Raw genomic sequence first — 16,275 nt, 5'->3', positions numbered from 1 at the left:
GCCGCCAACAACGCAGCCGCCAACAACGCAGCCGCCAACAACGCAGCCGCCAACAACGCAGCCGCCGACAACGCAGCCGCCGACAACGCAGCCGCCAACATCGCCGCCGGCGACAGACCCGCCGACAACGCAGCCGCCAACATCGCCGCCGCCGCCTGAGCCTGCGCAATATGAGCTTATTGCCGAGGCTGGTGTCTATGACCCCATTCCGCTGGGTGAAGACTTCACCCTCGACGGATGCGGCACGACCTTTGAGGCGGAGCTATATTGCCAGTTGACCGACCTCGAAGAGTTTGACCTGGTCTGGATGCTGGGCGACACCACACTTGGCTCGGGCCAAACGCTTAATCTGACGAGCGGATTAGGTACCAACTTTGGCACGACCGGTGACTATGAGGTTACCTTGCGTATACGCTATGATGGCAGGCTGCTTGAGAACGGTGAAATCATCACCCTTCCAACTGGCGTATCAAGCCGCTGGTATGCACCGGGTGATCTGATCCTGACCAGCCTCGATACGGCGATCATCAGCATCATCGCGGTGCCGGAGCCTGCGGGCTTCCTGTTGCTGGCGCCCGGCCTTATGTATGTCGCCCGACGCGAGCGCAAAAAGAAAAAAGACGCAAAAAAAACCGAATGAATTAAAGGGCTGCTAACGCAGCCCTTTTTTACAACCATCACGACAAATAAAAAACGCGGCTGTTAGGCCGCGTTTTCGAATTCTTTTTCCTCGGGCCAGTGGTGAACCTGCCCTCTGGAATTTTACATGCCGTATTCGTCAACACCGCTGGCAAGCAGACGGGCAAGGCCCAGAACCTTCTTGCGGATGCGCGGATCGGCAATACGGTAGTACGCCTCAACGAGCTCCTGCGTTTCCTGACGGTCGAACGCATCACCATCAAGCCCTTCGCTTGCCGCATTATACCCAGGCAGCTTTGTTTCGGCGCCTTCAAAGAAATAGGCAACCGGCACATCAAGCGTCGTGGACATGCGGAACAGGCGGCTGGAGCCGATGCGGTTGGTGCCCCGCTCGTACTTTTGAACCTGTTGGAAAGTAACACCCAGTTCTGTCCCCAATTGTGTCTGGGAAAGACCAAGCATTTTGCGACGTGCGCGAACACGTTGACCGACGTGAACGTCAATCGGATCAGGACTCTTATTCATTATACTCTCTCTCTGGTGATTGGCTGCACCCATTATAAGGCGAGCACCCTACTATCTCTAGTATATAAATGCAGACCACCCAGCTCGAGCATCCGGTGCGGCCTTGCTACTTGTTTTCTCGACCCAATTTCCGTTCGGAAACAATAACTAGCCAAAAATTGTACTATTTTGCAACATATAGTATCAATTTATGCGACGAACCGACGCAGGCAGCATAAGGGAAGCCAGATATAGCAATTTGGGCGAATCAGAACCTAATCAGCTCAGGGATTTTTCCACCAGTTCGCGAACGTCAGCGCTTTCAACCTGTGCCAGAAGGCCTTCAAGCGCAGCTTTCATCAACGCCTGCCTGGCCTCTGGCAACCGCCGCCACCGTCCCAGTGGTGCCACAAGTCGTGCTGCCGTCTGCGGGTTGATTTTGTCCACGTGTGCGATAGTGTCCGCCAGCAGGCGATAGCCAGCACCATCTACGGTATGGAACCGCACCTGGTTGAGCATGGCAAAACTGGAGATGAGCGATCGCAGCCTGTTCGGGTTGGCAACCTTGAAAGCCGGGTGCTGCATCAACTGTTGCACCGCCTCAACTGCATCGGGCCGAGAACTTTGCCCCTGCACCGCAAACCATTTATCCACCACAAGGTCGTCCCGCTGCCAGGTATTATAGAAGGCTGCCAGCATCTCATCCCGTGCAGGGAAATCGCTTGCCGCAATAATCACAAGCGCGGCCATACGGTCCGTCATATTGTCAGCCTGTTCAAGGTGCCCGCACACCAGCGCCTCGGCATCAGGCAGATAAGCCAGATACTTAAGCAAGACATTCCGCAGCCGTCTCCGGGCCTTGCTTGTCTGGTCCAGGTCATAACTTGCCCCGCTGAGCTCCGCATAACGCGCACGCACCGCATCAGCATTCTCATGGGCAAAGTGCGACGCCAGGCCTTCCCGCACCCTGTGTATTTCATCCGGCAACAGCACATCCATGCGCTGACCAAGCGAAATCTCGGACGGCAAAGCCAATAACTCGGCCAACAAAGCCTCGTCCACCTCTGTATCACTCAGCAAGCTTTTAAATGTCTCCGCAATCTCGTGCGGTGGAGCTTCAGCCTTGCCCGCGCCCCGCGCACAAGCCAACAGGAAATCACCATACATATATTGTGCGGCTTCCCAGCGCGCAAACGCATCGCCGTCGTGCTGCACCAGAAACGCCAGTTCCTCCGATGTCAGATCGTGGCGCATGGTCACGGGTGCGGTAAAGCCCCGCAACAGGCTGGGCACAGTGCCCTCGGGTACGTTTTTGAAACGGTAAGACTGCCGCGCATCTATCACCTGTAGCAGACAGCCATCATCGGTCCACTCGCCTGTGCCCGACACGTCCGCCCGCAATTCCGAGCCGTCCTTAGCAACAAGGCCGACCAGAAGCGGCATATGAAGGTTTTTTTTCTCCGGCTGACCTGGTGTCGGTGCGCAACTCTGCTCCACATGCAGAATCAGATCTCCACCCTCTCGCTCCCGCGTGATGACAAGTGCCGGCGTACCCGCCTGCGAATACCAAAGACGAAACTGCTTAAGGTCAACGCCACTGGCATCTTCCATCGCGCAAGTGAAATCCTCACAGGTCACCGCCTGACCGTCGTGCCGCTGGAAATACAGATCCATGCCGTGCCGGAAGGCGTCGGGCCCGATCAACCGGTGCATCATCCGGATCACTTCAGCGCCTTTATTGTAGACAGTCGCTGTATAGAAATTGTTGATCTCGATATACCGTTCAGGCCGCACCGGATGTGCAAGCGGGCCGCCATCTTCCGGGAATTGCATCATGCGAAGCGCGCGTACATCATCCAACCGCTTGACGGCGCGGGACGTCATATCGCTTGAGAATTCCTGGTCACGGAAAACCGTCAGCCCTTCCTTCAGGCTGAGCTGGAACCAGTCCCGGCACGTAACCCGGTTACCGGTCCAGTTATGAAAATATTCGTGTCCGATCACCCCTTCAACATGGTCGAAATCCGCGTCTGTTGCGGTTTCCTTGCTTGCCAGCACATATTTGGTGTTGAAGATGTTCAGGCCCTTGTTCTCCATCGCGCCCATGTTGAAGTCTGACACGGCGACGATATTGTACACATCAAGATCATACTCCAGGCCAAAGGTATCTTCGTCCCACGCCATGGAGCGCTTAAGCGATGCCATCGCATAATCACATTTCCCAAGGTCGCCCTCAGCGGCAAAAATATTCAGGGCGATTTCACGCCCCGAGCACGTGGTGAAACTGTCGCTCAGGCGGCCCAGTTTACCGGCCACCATGGCAAACAGATACGAGGGCTTGGGGTGTGGGTCATGCCACTCGGCAAAATGACGCCCGTCAGGCAAATCACCTGTCTCGCCCGGGTTGCCGTTCGACAACAAGGTGGGATAGCGGGCCTTGTCCGCCTGGATCCGCACGGTATAGCGCGCCAGTACGTCCGGGCGGTCAGGATAATAGGTGATATGCCGGAAACCCTCAGCCTCACACTGGGTGCAGAAGTTGCCACCGGAAAAATACAACCCCTCGAGACGGGTGTTCTCTTTCGGGGACAATTCAGTCACGATCTCGAGTGTAAACCTGTCAGGGACAGCGTGGATCGTCAGCGTTTCTGCGCCCAGCGTATATTCATTACCGCCCAGAGGCTTACCATCCACAGCGATGCTTTTCAGCGTCATATAAGGCCCGCCATCGAGAATGAGGGTCCCCGTGCCGTGTTGCCGCGTCAGCCTTGATGTCGCGGTCACAATCGCGCTTTCGTCGTGTAAGTCGAAATTGAGGTCAACGGTATCAATACTGAAGGCTGGCGGCTGATAATCCGCGAGCCTTATTTCCTGCTTGGGCGCTACAGCGGCGCGGCTTGCATCCACGGTTTACCCTCTCCTGCGGCGGCTTTTGTTCTCTTCGATCGCATAATCAAGCGGCAAGGCCGTCGTATATTTGATCCGCTCCATCGCGAAAGACGAACTCACATCCGTGAGCTGTACCTTTTTGATCAGCTTTTTATAGAAAGTGTCATAAGCCGCCATATCAGGCACCACGACCCGCATCAGATAGTCGATCTCGCCACTCATGCGGTACAGTTCAACAACCTCCGGGAATTCGCACACAAGGCGGGCGAATTCATCAAGCCAGTCGAAGTTATGCTCGTTGGTACGGATGGCGACAAACACATCCAGCGGCACATTGACCTTGTTACGATCCACAAGCGCCACACGGCGGGTAATATAGCCTTCCTGTTCCAGAATCTGGATACGGCGCCAGCAAGGTGTGGTCGACAGACCTACCGCCTCCGCGATTTCAGCCGTGCTGAGCGTCGCGTCCTTTTGTAACAGATTCAGAATTTTGCGATCAATTTCATCCATTTTCTTATTTCCTCTAGCGCAGGGCGTACCCCATCTCACTGTCAGCCCCCTATTAGCCTATTTTTCTATTCCGGGAACAGAAAAATAGCTCACGCTGCTATTAAGCCTGCCTAATGTGTGCCTGTACTGCTATCTGGTTCTTCTTTTGCGAAATAAAAGATGATCAAGCGAAATTTTACCGCCGCCCATCATCACAATCGGCAATAACGCCGCCAACCATGTCGCATGCTCGCTGAAATGGCCTGGATAGACAAACAGCTGGATCACCAGGGTCATGCCAAAAAGGCCGAGCGCTCCAAGACGGGAAGCCAGCCCCAGAATAAGCAGTATCGGCAGGAAGGTTTCGGCGTAAATCGCCAGGGTCAACGCCACATCGGCGGGAAGCAATGGCAGGGCATACTCGTACTCGAACAGCGTATGCGCACTGTCTGATGGCTCAAGGAAGCCACCAGCAACCTTGGTACGGCTGCTGGCATAAAAAATATGCGCCACCCAGCTTCGTAACCACAGGAGCATATAATCCTGCATTTCAACCACATGTGCTGAGCGCGCATAAAGCGCCCCCGCCTGCCTGATCACCGCGCGCATCCAAAGCTCCCCTACCCGGCGTGGAAATCTACCGCGCCCATCTCTGTCAACATGGTCAAACTATCGCCCTCCACCGGCTCGCCCGCCTCGATCCGCAGCGCTGTCTGGCGCTGTGCGCTGTCAAGCGCGGCCAGCCGCACCTCGCCACCCGACAGGGTCACAAGCGCACACTGCCCGCCGGCCTTCAAACTGACGGCTTCCGGCGGGATCTGCCCGGTACCGGCCATCCAGAGATTCAGGATCGGATAGTCGCTGTCTACCAGCCGTACGTTAGGTGACAACCGGGGTGTGCCATCCGCACTCAAGGCGTTCCCGAACTCCTCAACCAGTTGCAGGCTGTGAATGGCCCACTCAAGCCTGATGATATCCCGCAGATAGGGGACCTGGCACACGGGCGCAAATTCAGCGAGAAAATCCGGCAACCCGGCACCGTAGTGGGAAAGCACCGCCTCGCACGGCGGCTCGCGTGCGATATATTTGGCGAACACGCCCTTTATGAATTGCTCCCCAACAAAAACCCTGGCCACCGGAAACAGTGACATAAGAGCTCTGCACAGACTTTCACGGTAATTGTTCTGGTGGACCCTGATGCGCCGCTCAGCCGGGAGCGTGTCTGACACGACCGCGCCTTCAAGGGTGGTGGAGGGGACGCCGCCTGCCACCATCGCCTTTCTCATCTCTCGCTGGAACGTGGCCAGATCAGGCATGGACATGTACCTTTGCCGTCATGCGTGCCAAGGCCTTTGTCGCCTCGGCTTCCAGCACGTCAAAGTCGGGGACGTCGGTGTCCCATTCAATGAGCGTCGGCTTCGGGCCCACTCGATTGACCAACCGCTCATAGAGGCCCCAGACGTCATCACATACCCGGCTGCCGTGGTCATCGATCCGCAATTTTATGCCATCAATATCCTTGACCACATGACCAGCCAAATGCACCTCACCGATGAGCGCGGCGGGCACCGCATCAAGATAGCCCAGCGCATCAAAGCCCATATTGCGTGCCGACACATAGATATTATTCACATCAAGAAGCAGCCCACAGCCTGTGGCATCCGCGAGACGCGTCAGGAATTCGATCTCCGGCATTTCGCTAGCTTTGAACGCCAGATAGCTGGATGGATTTTCGATAAGGATTGCCCGGCCGACAGCGTCCTGCAACCTGCTCACATTGGCGCTGACAACCCGCAGGCTTTCCTGCGTCAGCGGCAACGGCAACAGGTCATTCAGATAAGTGCCGCCCTGCACAGACCAGGCAAGGTGTTCCGACACCAGCACGGGACCGTAGCGCGCCACCACTCCCCTGAAGCGATCGACATGGGCGGGATCAAGCCCTTCCGCCGAGCCTAGGGACATGCCAACACCGTGCACCGAGAGCGCATAATGCTCGCAAATCGCTTCGAGATAACGGTGATGAGCCCCGCCTTTTGTCATGTAATTTTCAGCGTGCACTTCAAAAAATGCCATAGCAGGTCGCGCGTTGAGCACATGCGCGAGATGCTCGGTTTTCAAGCTCACACCAACGGGAGGTACCTGCCCCTTACTCTGCCAAAGATAGTCAACAGCCATAAAACCTGCCTTTACATATAATTAGAGCAGCATAGCAGACCTCTGCCACACTGCTCCAATGATCACTCAGCTGTCGAGACTACATTTTTTTCGGTTCTTTGGCGCTACCGGCAATGCGGTCGCACATACCGGCAGGGACATACATCCATTCTTCAGGGTGGTTGTCTTCCTGAGCCTGGCCCGCACAGCTGTGTGTTGACGAAGCACAGTCATTCATGCCCTTGGCGACCACGCCATAGCATTTTTCCTTTTTGCCTTTTTTATCGTCGGCTGACACCGCCCCTGCGGCCATGGTCACGGCGAACGCAACCGCGCTTGTGGTAGCGACGGCCGTTTTTGCGAATTGGTTGAACTTCATAATGCAATTCCCCTGTCATGATTTAAATACAAACTTCATTGCGGTTCTTGAGTAACCGCCCTTGCACAACCATATTTGCTCAGAGGGTCCAAAATAGAAAATAATATCAATGTCACGTCTTGGTGAGACTTCCGCGAGCATATTTTTGTGCCGGTCGCCCTGAAAAAAAGTGAATAAGATGAAGATCATAGACCTGAGCCAGACCATGAAAAGCGGCCTCTCCACCTACAAAGGCCTGCCGGCTATTCATGTGTGCGATTATCTCTCTCGTGAAGAGAGCAAAAAACACTACGCGGACAAGACATCGTTCCAGATCGACGAGATCACGCTGATCGGCAACAGCGGCACCTATATCGATTCCCCGTTCCACCGCTATGAAAATGGCAAGGACCTGGCCGAGCTGACACTTGCTTCCACCACTGCATTGCCCGGAATTGTTATTCGCGTCCCCTATGCAGGCCGCTGGCATGCCATCGACGAAAAACCTTTTGAAGACCGTGATCTAAAAGGAAAAGCCGTATTGTTTGATACCGGATGGAGCCGCTTTTTCGGCACGCCCGACTATTTCGACTATCATCCCTTCCTGACAGGCCCCGCCGCTGACCTTCTGCACAAAAAGGGGGTCGCGCTTGTGGGCATTAACAGCCATAACATAGACGACACACGCGGCAACTCCCGGCCGGTGCATACCACCCTGCTCGGTGTCGAGATCCCGATTGTTGAACATATGTGTAACCTGAGCGCCCTGCCCGACATGGGCTTTCGCTTTTTTGCGGCACCTGTCAAGTTTTCGGGCGTCGGCACTTTCCCCACACGGGCTTATGCCATCATCGAGTAAAACCTACCGAGGGTCAGCGACCTGAACCGGAGAAATCGCTACGGTAATCCCGCATGAAGGACTGCAGCTTCTCGACGCTGGCGATCTGACTGGCGATAGCCCCCAATTCCCGCCCGGACAGCTCCTGATCATTGGTCAGGAGATCAAATGCCTGTGCAAAATCCCCTGAGCGCATCTGCGGTCCATAACGGCGGCGCATTTCAATCAGGCCCGCACGATCCTCCATGAAAGTCATCGCAATCGTCAACCGGATGAGGTTAAGCCTTTCCAGCGGCTGCAATGCTTCATTGCGCCGCCAACCGTCACCAAGCAACTGACGGGCGGTGCTGACAAAACGTGACCAAGCCTTTGAGCCCCAGAAGATATCTGCCCGGAGATAATCCGCATCAGCGCTACGGTCGCCCTCAAGCAATACTTCGGCTTCCTCATAGCGCGCCAGTTCAATAAGGGCGCGGGTCTCAACGTGACGGCGGGTTTTTTCAATGTCCTGCGGCAACCTTGGCTCGCGGGTGGCCCGCATGATCTCCAGCGCCTTTTGCGGCTGTTCGTTCAGGATGTATATCTTAGCGAGGTTTGCCGCGATAAGCGCGCGCGCCGCGCCTTCCGTACGCACCCGCACCTGATACTCCAGAAGCTCGGCTGCCCGGTCCAACAGGTCAACCGAAACCAGCCGGTCGGCAAGGCGCCTGATCATCAGGTCTCCTTCGGTGCCAAGCGGTGTAAGGTCGCGGAACTTGTAATAAAGGCTGATGGCTTCGATGGGCGTCAGTTCGTCTGCCTTGCCGTTCAGGAACAATTCCCGGAAAACATCGGCCGACCGGTTGATCATCCGCTTCTCGCGCGCCAAGTCAGGGAAATAGGAAACCCCTTGCCGCAGCACTTCAAGCCCAAGTTCATATTGTTTGGTTGAGAAGTAGAGATCAGCCAGATCATCCAGCAATTCGGCTTCGAACCGTGCCCCCCGCCACGCAAAGCGCAGTCTTTCCAACTGGTCAATTGCCTGTTCTTCGCTCAGGTCGCCATTTTTCAGGTTCTGCCTGGTCCGCGCATAACGCGCCCGCGCAGCAATCCAGCGGTAGGGGGCGTCTGCCAGATCATCATATTGGGCCAACGCGACATCCATTTGGCCCTGCATCGCGGCGATGCGCGCGCTTTGGAACACAGATTCAGCCAGTTGTTCATCATTGAGGTTCAGGCCATTCAACAGGTCCAGCTCACGAATGGCGAGTTCGATCTGGTCCAACTCAAGCGCCGAACGCACCACAGCCAACTGGATTTCAGCACGGTCATAATCGTCATAGGTGCCCATGACGTCTTTGCCGCGCCGGTAATGTTCAAGCGCCGCGTCATACTGGCCAAGTGCTTCGGCCACCAATCCGCGCCAAAGCTCCGCGTCTTGTTCGGCGCCAAGGCCTTTGTGGGCCAAGTCAACGCTGGCAGCCTCAAGCCGTCCCTGCTTGAAGTTTGCTACGCCGCGCACCGCGAGATATTCGCTGTTCTGTGCCAGCAACGGATCTTCGTCCAGCATACGGGACAGAACGCCCAGTGATTCAGCCGCACGTGCATGAGCCAGGTAAAACCGTGCCAGCTTCCAGCGTGCCGCATTACGGTCGGTCATGGGTTGAAGTGACAGCTCGTAAAACAGTAACGCTTTATTCTTGCGGTATTCCCATGGCTTGCCAATGCGCCATGCTTCAAAATCTATCAGGCGCTTGAAATTGCCATTTTGGGGCCTGGCCCCCACACCTGTATCGCGCGACAGCCTGGTGGCCGACAGAATGTTATTCCCGGTCGTCCGAATGGCAATGCCGTCACTGAAACGCTGGACTTCCACAAAATCAGACTTGGGCATAACCACAACACCCTGCGCTGTTTCCAGCAGTTGCGACGATGCATAGCTATATTCCTGCGCCATGCCCCGGCCCTCGCCGATCATCGGCAACACCACCAGAAAATCGCCAATGGCAGGGTCTTCGATCTCGATCTTACGACCAATATCGGTTGCCGGAACGAAAACCTGCTGCCCCTGAACACCTTCCGCCTGACGGGTTGGCTCAAGCGGGAAACGCGGCTTCGCCGGCGTGTCCTTCAGGCTGACCAGCCACTCCGGGCCGTCCCGTTCAACCACATAAAACTGCTGCGGTGCCACGTTAAGCCGCATCACGAGTGCATCCTTGTTTTCATGCACCTCAAGGGCACTGATGCGGTCGTCCACAACGTCCGCCGCCTCACGCAATCCACCGGGATCAAGCTTGTAGGGCTGGTCAAACACCACCCAGAGGAAGCCGCCCCGGGCAAATACTGCGGAGCCGACTTGTTCCTGCCACGGAAACCGGAGCTGGATGCCCGCATCGACCTCGGACACGGAAACGCTGATCACTTTGTCTTCGGGGGTAAAGGCGGTCACGCCTCTGATGTCGATCCCCGAGCCAGCATTGGCCGCACTCTGAGCTGGGCCGCCGCTCGCACCCGATGTCGGCCGTTGTGCTGTCTCGTCCCCCACGCCCGCCGGGTTATCGGCTGACGCTGGCTCATTTTGCTGAAGCTCGCCCGGCAACGCAGCAAGGTCATCAACCGGCGGGCTGGCATCGCCGGAGGCGTCAGCAGCGCTGTCAGGTTGCGGTTCGGTGGATGACGGTTCTACAGGCTCCGCCATATTGGCCGCAGTCTGGTTGCGCGCGGCCCGGGACGAATAGACATCAACCACCAGAAACTGGCCGGACCAGAAGTCTTGCGTGCGCGCATCTGACGGAATATCCATCACAACGATGGTTTGCCCGCCCCGCTGGCTTACCCTCGGGTTGGTGGCCTGCCTGAGCGGCGATGACAGGATCGCGCTGAAATTAAATTGGAAATTACCCTGAAAGACAATACGAAGGGCCCCTGCCTGACCGAACACCCGGTATGATGTATCGCGCGGCACGGGGAACACAAGGCGCGCCGCATTGGACTGCTGCGCGCCCTGAACCGAGACCAGTGGACCACTTTGCACCTGTGCGTAAGCCGCAGGTACCGCGGCCACGGCGGCGGCAAACACGGCTGCACCTATACTATTCTGCCATTTAGAAAATGTCATAGGTGCTTTGCCCACGTCTTTCATTCATAAGTACAATATCAATACGTTCAGCCCATTCATAGCGGCTTTGCGCGCTGAGCTGTTCACTCAGGTCCTGAAGCCGCGTATCAGCATAGCCCAAAACGGTAATGGGCTGGCGGTAGCCTGCATCTGCCAGCATGCCTGCAACCACCCGCGCCCGTGTGAGCGATAGTTCCCAGTTCGAGCGGAACAGGCCGGTCGTCACCGGTGTCGCGTCGGTGTAGCCCGCGATCTGCAATTTGTTCCTGATTTGCACAAGCGCGCCAGCGAGCTGCCGTAGCGCCCGGGATGCATCCGGCGCAAGGATTGCCTTTTTACGCTCAAACATCAGGCTAGCTGGCAGGGAAATAACCACCTTGTCGCCAACAAGGCGCACTTCCGCGTCTTTGAGAAGCGCCACCTGGGCAAGCTGACGCTCCAGCAATGCTTCAAGATACGAAAGGTTTAGCCCTGGAATTCGACGGGTCATGATTGACGCTGGCGTATCGTGCTGCTGCACCTCAACCATTGGCCGGTTGGGATTAAATTCTTCCGACATGGTTCTGACAACCGACTTCCAGCTTTCGAACTGGACTGAATTCATTGAGAAAACCAGCACAAAAAAAGTCAAGAGAAGCGCCAGCAGATCCGCAAAGGTAAGGATCCATGAAGCCGAAGCATCTTCCTGCCGTTTTTTCGCAGTCGCTAACATCAGTTCCCTCTCTCGCCCAAAGAGGAAACAACGCCGATCTCTGACGTGTTGCGGAATACAGCCAGTATCTTGCCTTCCTCAATGCCGACAAAACCGGTGATAAAAGCGCCGTCCGGCACTCCCTTGTTTTTCAAATATCGCGCAAGTGCTCCCGCACGGCGGACAGCGATTTCCTGCGACCGGGTCATTTCGGCGGCTACCGCGCCGACCCCGCTGCCAAACATGAAGGCAATTTCCTGGCGCTTGTTACTGAATCCCTGGCTCTGCGCCGCCAGAAGCTGGTCAAGAAAGCCATGCATGTCCGGGCGCACATTGAACGAGCCCGGCATAAAAAGATATTCCTGCGGGAATTCGACCTCAAAAACATTGCCACCGTGATTGGCAAAACGGCCTTCGATCGAAAACTCGGCATAGAAGGCGCGCTGAACCGCCTGCAGGGCAACATCATTCGACGGGTCAGCCGTTGCCCGGGGGTCGATGTTGCGGCGGCGGTTATCCGTCTGGGGTTCAAAAGTGCTGTTCACGCTTTCCATCGCGACGGCCGCCCGTGAAGCCGCGTGCTGGGACACCGAGGTCAGAACTATAAAAAAAGCAAGCAGAATGAGATACAGCGCGACAAACAAACCAAGGGTGTTGTCACTGCCAAAAAGGCGCCTCGTTCGTTCCTGCTCTATAAACATGATACCCGATCAATCCGGTGGTTGCCTGAAGGCCTAGTCAAAACTGGCAAGAATTGCGTCAATTTCATCCTGGCTGTTGCCCTCGCCCTCCAGCTGCGGGCCGTGAAGAAGGTCAGTATCGTCTGCGGCAATACCCTCGTCATCTCGCTCAATGTCTTCCTCCGGCTTGATGTAATCGTCGCCGATCGCGTCAGCCAGTGCATTCAAGCGTTCCTCAAGATGACCCAGGGTCCGCATCACTTTGGTGATCCGTTGCCCGGTCAGGTCCTGGAAGCTTGACGCCTGAAACAACTCAGTCGAAACTTTCTCCAGTTTCTCCGCCATCTCGCCCTCTGTTTCCTCAGAGAGCTGCCCAACGGTTTCCGCAGCATCCATAATGGTTTCCGCGGCTTCTTCGGTCGATAGCACGATCGCATCAAGCTGTTCGCCGGCATCCGGAATATCGCGGTTGGACAAAGACTTGGGCTGCATGCCTATAAGTTCGCCCTTCGCCGCGCCGATATAAGCCAGAAGTTCGCGCAGTTCGGTTGCGATTTTATCCACTTCATCATCATGGGTCGTACCCTTGACGAGGCTGCCCACTACATGGGTGATATCGTCAATTGCAACATTGTCGCCCCTGCTCTGGCGCAGTGTTGCCGCTCTGTCTTCCAGGCTCACTGTTGCTGCCTGCTTCACCATTCCCGCTACTCCTCTGCCCCCAAAGGTACTCTTAAATTGTTTGACGCCCGATCCTCATAATAGATATGAGCGCCATAATAGATATTACTGTGAATCCAGTTCCTGAACGCTCGGCGGTTGCGCCAACGTTGCAAGCTCAGTTGTCAGCACCGACGCCTTAGACGGTGTCATCTCACCCATCAGCGCCGCAACCTTGGACGGCTTCATCCGGGTCACCAGATCAATCTGCGTCTGCAAGGCGAGCGCTTCAAATCTCGGTGCGGCGTCTTTTGGTTTCATCGTTTCGTAAACCTTCACGATGCTGGCAAGCTTCTCATCTTCCGCTTGCTCAAAAATACGTAAATGCTCTTTAATTCGCGTCTCAAGTACTTGAAGCTGGGCGATTTTATCATTGATGCGCTTTTCGGTGCTTGCCAGCAGTTGCTCCTGAAGGTCGAGTTTTGTCTCCCGTGCCTCCAGTTCCTGCCGCCGTTCGCGAAGCTGGGTAATCAGCTCCATTTCTTCATTGCTCGGCAAGCCCACAACAAGCGGCTGTCCCTTCGCGGCACTTGCCTTGCGCTGCGCTTCCGCATCCGTCATGGGTGCGGGTGCGGCCGTATCGCCAGACGTATCACCACCCTGTTGTTCCTGCGCGCTTGCGGGCTGCGCAAGCAGGTTGAAGCCGGTATAGAGGTTGATCCCCCTGATACCGAGCGCAACAAACGCCACGAGTATCAGCATTGGGAAGATGCGAACCCTGCTCATGACCGCGCCACTCATTTCAACCGTCCTTTACACATTTTGCGTTTCACGCCTCTATCCCACCATCCACGCTAGCGGGCTTCTCTGAGCGCCGCGAGAATTTCCTGTTGTTGTTTGCTGCTGGCTTTTTCGCCCTTGGGTGCCGCAGCTTCTGCCCGACCGCCGCTACCCGCGCCGGTCAAACCACGCTCAATTCTGTCTGCAAGATTATTGCCAGCTTCAGTGATCATGCCCAGTTCATCGGCCAACGCGCTAGCTTTTTGCACACGAACCTGGAGCACTTCCTCAATCTCGACGGCGGATTTTTTAAGCCCGGCCACACTGTTTTGGGCATTCTGGACCGCTCGGTTCAGATCATCCACCAGTTCCCTCAACTGGGCCTGGCCTTGCCGAATGGTGCCAAGCCGCCGGTATACAATGATCGAGACAGTGATCGCCGACACCAGCAGCACCGCCAGTATACCATCCACAATCATTTCCGAGACCAGATCCATCACATCGCCCTATTGATTGTCTTCACCGTGCGAGAGCCGCTCGGCAGTCTGCCGCACCTGCACCGCCACATGTTGACCAGCCCGGCCAATAGCACCGCTGACCATTGGGACATCACCACATTTTAACACAACTTCGTCATTGGGTGTCTTGTTAAACATGATGGTCTGGCCAACCTGCAGGTTCATTACGTCCCGCAGTGACATGGTCGTTTCATCCATGATGGCATGCAGGTCTACGTCGGCGCGCCAAAGTTCGGTCGCCAGGTGGGTTTCCCATATGCTGTCACGGCCGAATTTTTCGCCCATGAAGCGCTGCAGCAGCAATTCGCGCACAGGCTCAAGTGTCGCATACGGGAACAAGACCTCCAGACGGCCACCCCGGTCTTCCATGTCAACCCGAAGCTTGATCAGGATCGCGGCGTTGGGGGGCCGCGCAATAGTCGCAAAACGCGGGTTTGTCTCAAGCCGGTCAAAGGTGAAGTTTACCGGGCTCAACGGCTCAAACGCACCACACATATCCTTCAGCACGACCGAGATCATCCGCTCCACCAGCGTCTGCTCAATGGTCGTATAGGGCCGGCCTTCAATCCGCATCGCGGCGGTGCCTCGCCTGCCGCCCAAGAGCACGTCCACGATCGAATAGATCAGACTGCTGTCGATCGTCATCAGGCCGTAGTTGTCCCACTCCTCGGCGCGGAAGACCGCCAGCATGGCTGGCAGCGGGATCGAGTTCAAATAGTCGCCGAAGCGCACCGAGGTGATATTGTCGAGCGATACCTCGATATTATCCGACGTAAAATTCCTGAGGCTCGTGGACATCATGCGCACCATGCGGTCGAAAATGATATCGAGCATGGGCAGGCGTTCATAGGACACCAGTGCGCTGTTGATCAGCGCGTGAATGCCTGTCATCTCACCCGCGTCACCGTCACCATCGAAACCCAGCAGGCTGTCAATCTCGTCCTGGTCGAGCACACGACCCGGCGAAGGTCCGCCGTTGTCTTCCTCTTCCTCACCGCCCGCCATGGCTTCCCATTCGGCCGCCATCGCATCCTGGTCGGTGTCGTCATCATCGTCACCACCACCACCGGCCATGGCTTCCCATTCCGCGGCTACAGCTTCGTCATCAATTTCTTCTTCGTCTGCCATGTTTTCTCACGAGCTCGAGCAGTCAGATTAACCTTGAACCAGAAATTCCTGGAACAATACGTCCTTCACGCGGGTGGGTGCCACCGCCTGGTTGATGCGCATCAACAGTTCTTCCTTAAGACGGAAGATCCCTGCAGCACCATCAAGGTCCTCGGGCCTCAACTCCCGCATATAGACGTTAAACTCATCCAGAATACGCGGCAGCTTGGCGTCGAGATCCGATTTATAGCTTTCGCGGTCCACCTCAAGCTGGATTTGTACCCGCAGGAAGCTGGCCCCCTGCCCGCCCGTATTCAGGTTGTATTGCTGCGCCGGAATTTCATAAAACAGCGTCTTGAGCTTTTCGGTCGGCGCATCTTCCTCAAGCTGGACCTGTTCGCGCTTGGCGGCGGCCGCCTGCGCCATCTGTTCCATCTGGTCTTCTTCAGCGTGGTCTTCACCGCCCCCCATAAAGGACATCACCCCAAAGATGGCTGCCGCCCCGATCAGGAGAGCGCCCACACCAATGACGACTTTTTTGCCGCTTACCTTCTTACGTTCGAGCCCTTCGACAAGCTCTGCTTCCCCGAGGGTGTCATCCATATTGTCGGCCATGAAACTTCCACGATCCTTTTTTGCCTGATGGTTGCCTGCTGCCTGCGCGCAACCTGCCGTACTATATTACGGCATCAACTTTATCTTTATTTATACATAGTTAACAAGCCGTGAAACCGGCGTAAAGAAATCACGCACGCAAAATGAGGCTAATCTTACCCAGGTCGGCAAAAAAGGGACGGTAAAACACCCGGTAATTCTTCCCCCTTCACGAGAAGAGGAACACAACTCATTGTTTTTAAACAGATAAAAA

At 56.0% G+C, this 16,275-nt stretch carries 16 protein-coding genes and 1 pseudogene; 2 read left to right on the top strand and 15 right to left on the bottom strand.

Translation table 11 applies throughout. The features are described from left to right. Positions 1-640 (top strand): annotated as a pseudogene (locus OEU85_RS10760) (hypothetical protein); the annotation flags it as partial. Positions 641-762: 122 nt separating this feature from the next. Here OEU85_RS10760 and OEU85_RS10755 read toward each other — a convergent pair. The 7 genes from OEU85_RS10755 to OEU85_RS10725 all read right to left on the bottom strand — a co-directional run bounded on the left by OEU85_RS10755 (position 763) and on the right by OEU85_RS10725 (position 7,057). Then, positions 763-1,164 (bottom strand): helix-turn-helix domain-containing protein, encoded by a 402-nt coding sequence (locus OEU85_RS10755; RefSeq protein ID WP_262691482.1) that lies wholly within the window; start codon positions 1,162-1,164, stop codon positions 763-765. 258 nt (positions 1,165-1,422) lie between these two features. Then, complete coding sequence (gene pepN / locus OEU85_RS10750) at positions 1,423-4,050, bottom strand: aminopeptidase N (protein ID WP_262691481.1); 2,628 nt, start codon at positions 4,048-4,050, stop codon at positions 1,423-1,425. A 3-nt stretch (positions 4,051-4,053) separates the two neighbouring features. Further along, the gene (locus OEU85_RS10745) at positions 4,054-4,545 is read right to left on the bottom strand and encodes an Lrp/AsnC family transcriptional regulator (protein WP_262691480.1); all 492 of its coding nucleotides are present in this window, start codon (positions 4,543-4,545) and stop codon (positions 4,054-4,056) included. A 129-nt stretch (positions 4,546-4,674) separates the two neighbouring features. Beyond that, positions 4,675-5,133: a DoxX family protein gene (locus OEU85_RS10740; protein ID WP_262691479.1), complete on the bottom strand. Its 459-nt coding sequence runs from the start codon at positions 5,131-5,133 to the stop codon at positions 4,675-4,677. A gap of 11 nt (positions 5,134-5,144) precedes the next feature. Then, positions 5,145-5,840 (bottom strand): HvfC/BufC N-terminal domain-containing protein, encoded by a 696-nt coding sequence (locus OEU85_RS10735; RefSeq protein WP_262691478.1) that lies wholly within the window; start codon positions 5,838-5,840, stop codon positions 5,145-5,147. Further along, positions 5,833-6,699 carry an MNIO family bufferin maturase gene (gene bufB / locus OEU85_RS10730; RefSeq protein ID WP_262691477.1) on the bottom strand — a complete coding sequence of 289 codons (867 nt, stop codon included), beginning with the start codon at positions 6,697-6,699 and terminating at the stop codon, positions 5,833-5,835. The genes OEU85_RS10735 and bufB overlap by 8 nt, the downstream gene beginning before the upstream one ends. 79 nt (positions 6,700-6,778) lie before the next feature. Next, a complete protein-coding gene (locus tag OEU85_RS10725; protein ID WP_262691476.1) occupies positions 6,779-7,057 on the bottom strand; it encodes a BufA1 family periplasmic bufferin-type metallophore in 279 nt (92 codons plus the stop codon). Positions 7,058-7,235: 178 nt separating this feature from the next. Here OEU85_RS10725 and OEU85_RS10720 point away from each other — a divergent pair, with 178 nt between their 5' ends. Next, on the top strand, positions 7,236-7,895 hold the full coding sequence (locus tag OEU85_RS10720; protein WP_262691475.1) for a cyclase family protein: 660 nt from the start codon (positions 7,236-7,238) through the stop codon (positions 7,893-7,895). A gap of 13 nt (positions 7,896-7,908) precedes the next feature. Here OEU85_RS10720 and OEU85_RS10715 read toward each other — a convergent pair whose 3' ends face one another. From OEU85_RS10715 to OEU85_RS10680, 8 genes are all read right to left on the bottom strand, one after another. Further along, complete coding sequence (locus OEU85_RS10715) at positions 7,909-10,971, bottom strand: tetratricopeptide repeat protein (RefSeq protein ID WP_262691474.1); 3,063 nt, start codon at positions 10,969-10,971, stop codon at positions 7,909-7,911. Further along, positions 10,958-11,683, bottom strand: coding sequence for an OmpA/MotB family protein (locus OEU85_RS10710; protein WP_262691473.1), 726 nt, complete (start codon positions 11,681-11,683; stop codon positions 10,958-10,960). The genes OEU85_RS10715 and OEU85_RS10710 overlap by 14 nt, the downstream gene beginning before the upstream one ends. Beyond that, the gene (locus OEU85_RS10705) at positions 11,683-12,363 is read right to left on the bottom strand and encodes a hypothetical protein (RefSeq protein WP_262691472.1); all 681 of its coding nucleotides are present in this window, start codon (positions 12,361-12,363) and stop codon (positions 11,683-11,685) included. The genes OEU85_RS10710 and OEU85_RS10705 overlap by 1 nt, the downstream gene beginning before the upstream one ends. A gap of 33 nt (positions 12,364-12,396) precedes the next feature. Continuing rightward, entirely contained in the window at positions 12,397-13,044 is a 648-nt protein-coding gene (locus OEU85_RS10700; protein WP_262691471.1) for a protein phosphatase CheZ, read from the bottom strand. Positions 13,045-13,128: 84 nt separating this feature from the next. Next, the gene (locus tag OEU85_RS10695; RefSeq protein ID WP_262691469.1) at positions 13,129-13,803 is read right to left on the bottom strand and encodes a MotE family protein; all 675 of its coding nucleotides are present in this window, start codon (positions 13,801-13,803) and stop codon (positions 13,129-13,131) included. A gap of 53 nt (positions 13,804-13,856) precedes the next feature. Continuing rightward, positions 13,857-14,279: a DUF6468 domain-containing protein gene (locus OEU85_RS10690; protein WP_262691468.1), complete on the bottom strand. Its 423-nt coding sequence runs from the start codon at positions 14,277-14,279 to the stop codon at positions 13,857-13,859. A 9-nt stretch (positions 14,280-14,288) separates the two neighbouring features. After that, positions 14,289-15,428, bottom strand: a complete 1,140-nt coding sequence (gene fliM / locus OEU85_RS10685; RefSeq protein WP_262691467.1) for a flagellar motor switch protein FliM — start codon at positions 15,426-15,428, stop codon at positions 14,289-14,291. Between the two features lie 27 nt (positions 15,429-15,455). Then, on the bottom strand, positions 15,456-16,022 hold the full coding sequence (locus OEU85_RS10680; RefSeq protein WP_262691466.1) for a flagellar basal body-associated FliL family protein: 567 nt from the start codon (positions 16,020-16,022) through the stop codon (positions 15,456-15,458). Positions 16,023-16,275 lie beyond the last annotated feature (253 nt).

The sequence above is a fragment of the Kordiimonas aestuarii genome (assembly GCF_025574465.1).
Classification (GTDB): domain Bacteria; phylum Pseudomonadota; class Alphaproteobacteria; order Sphingomonadales; family Kordiimonadaceae; genus Kordiimonas; species Kordiimonas aestuarii.
Note: the sequence above shows the minus strand (reverse complement) of the source record. Positions and strands in the feature narration are given on the sequence as shown.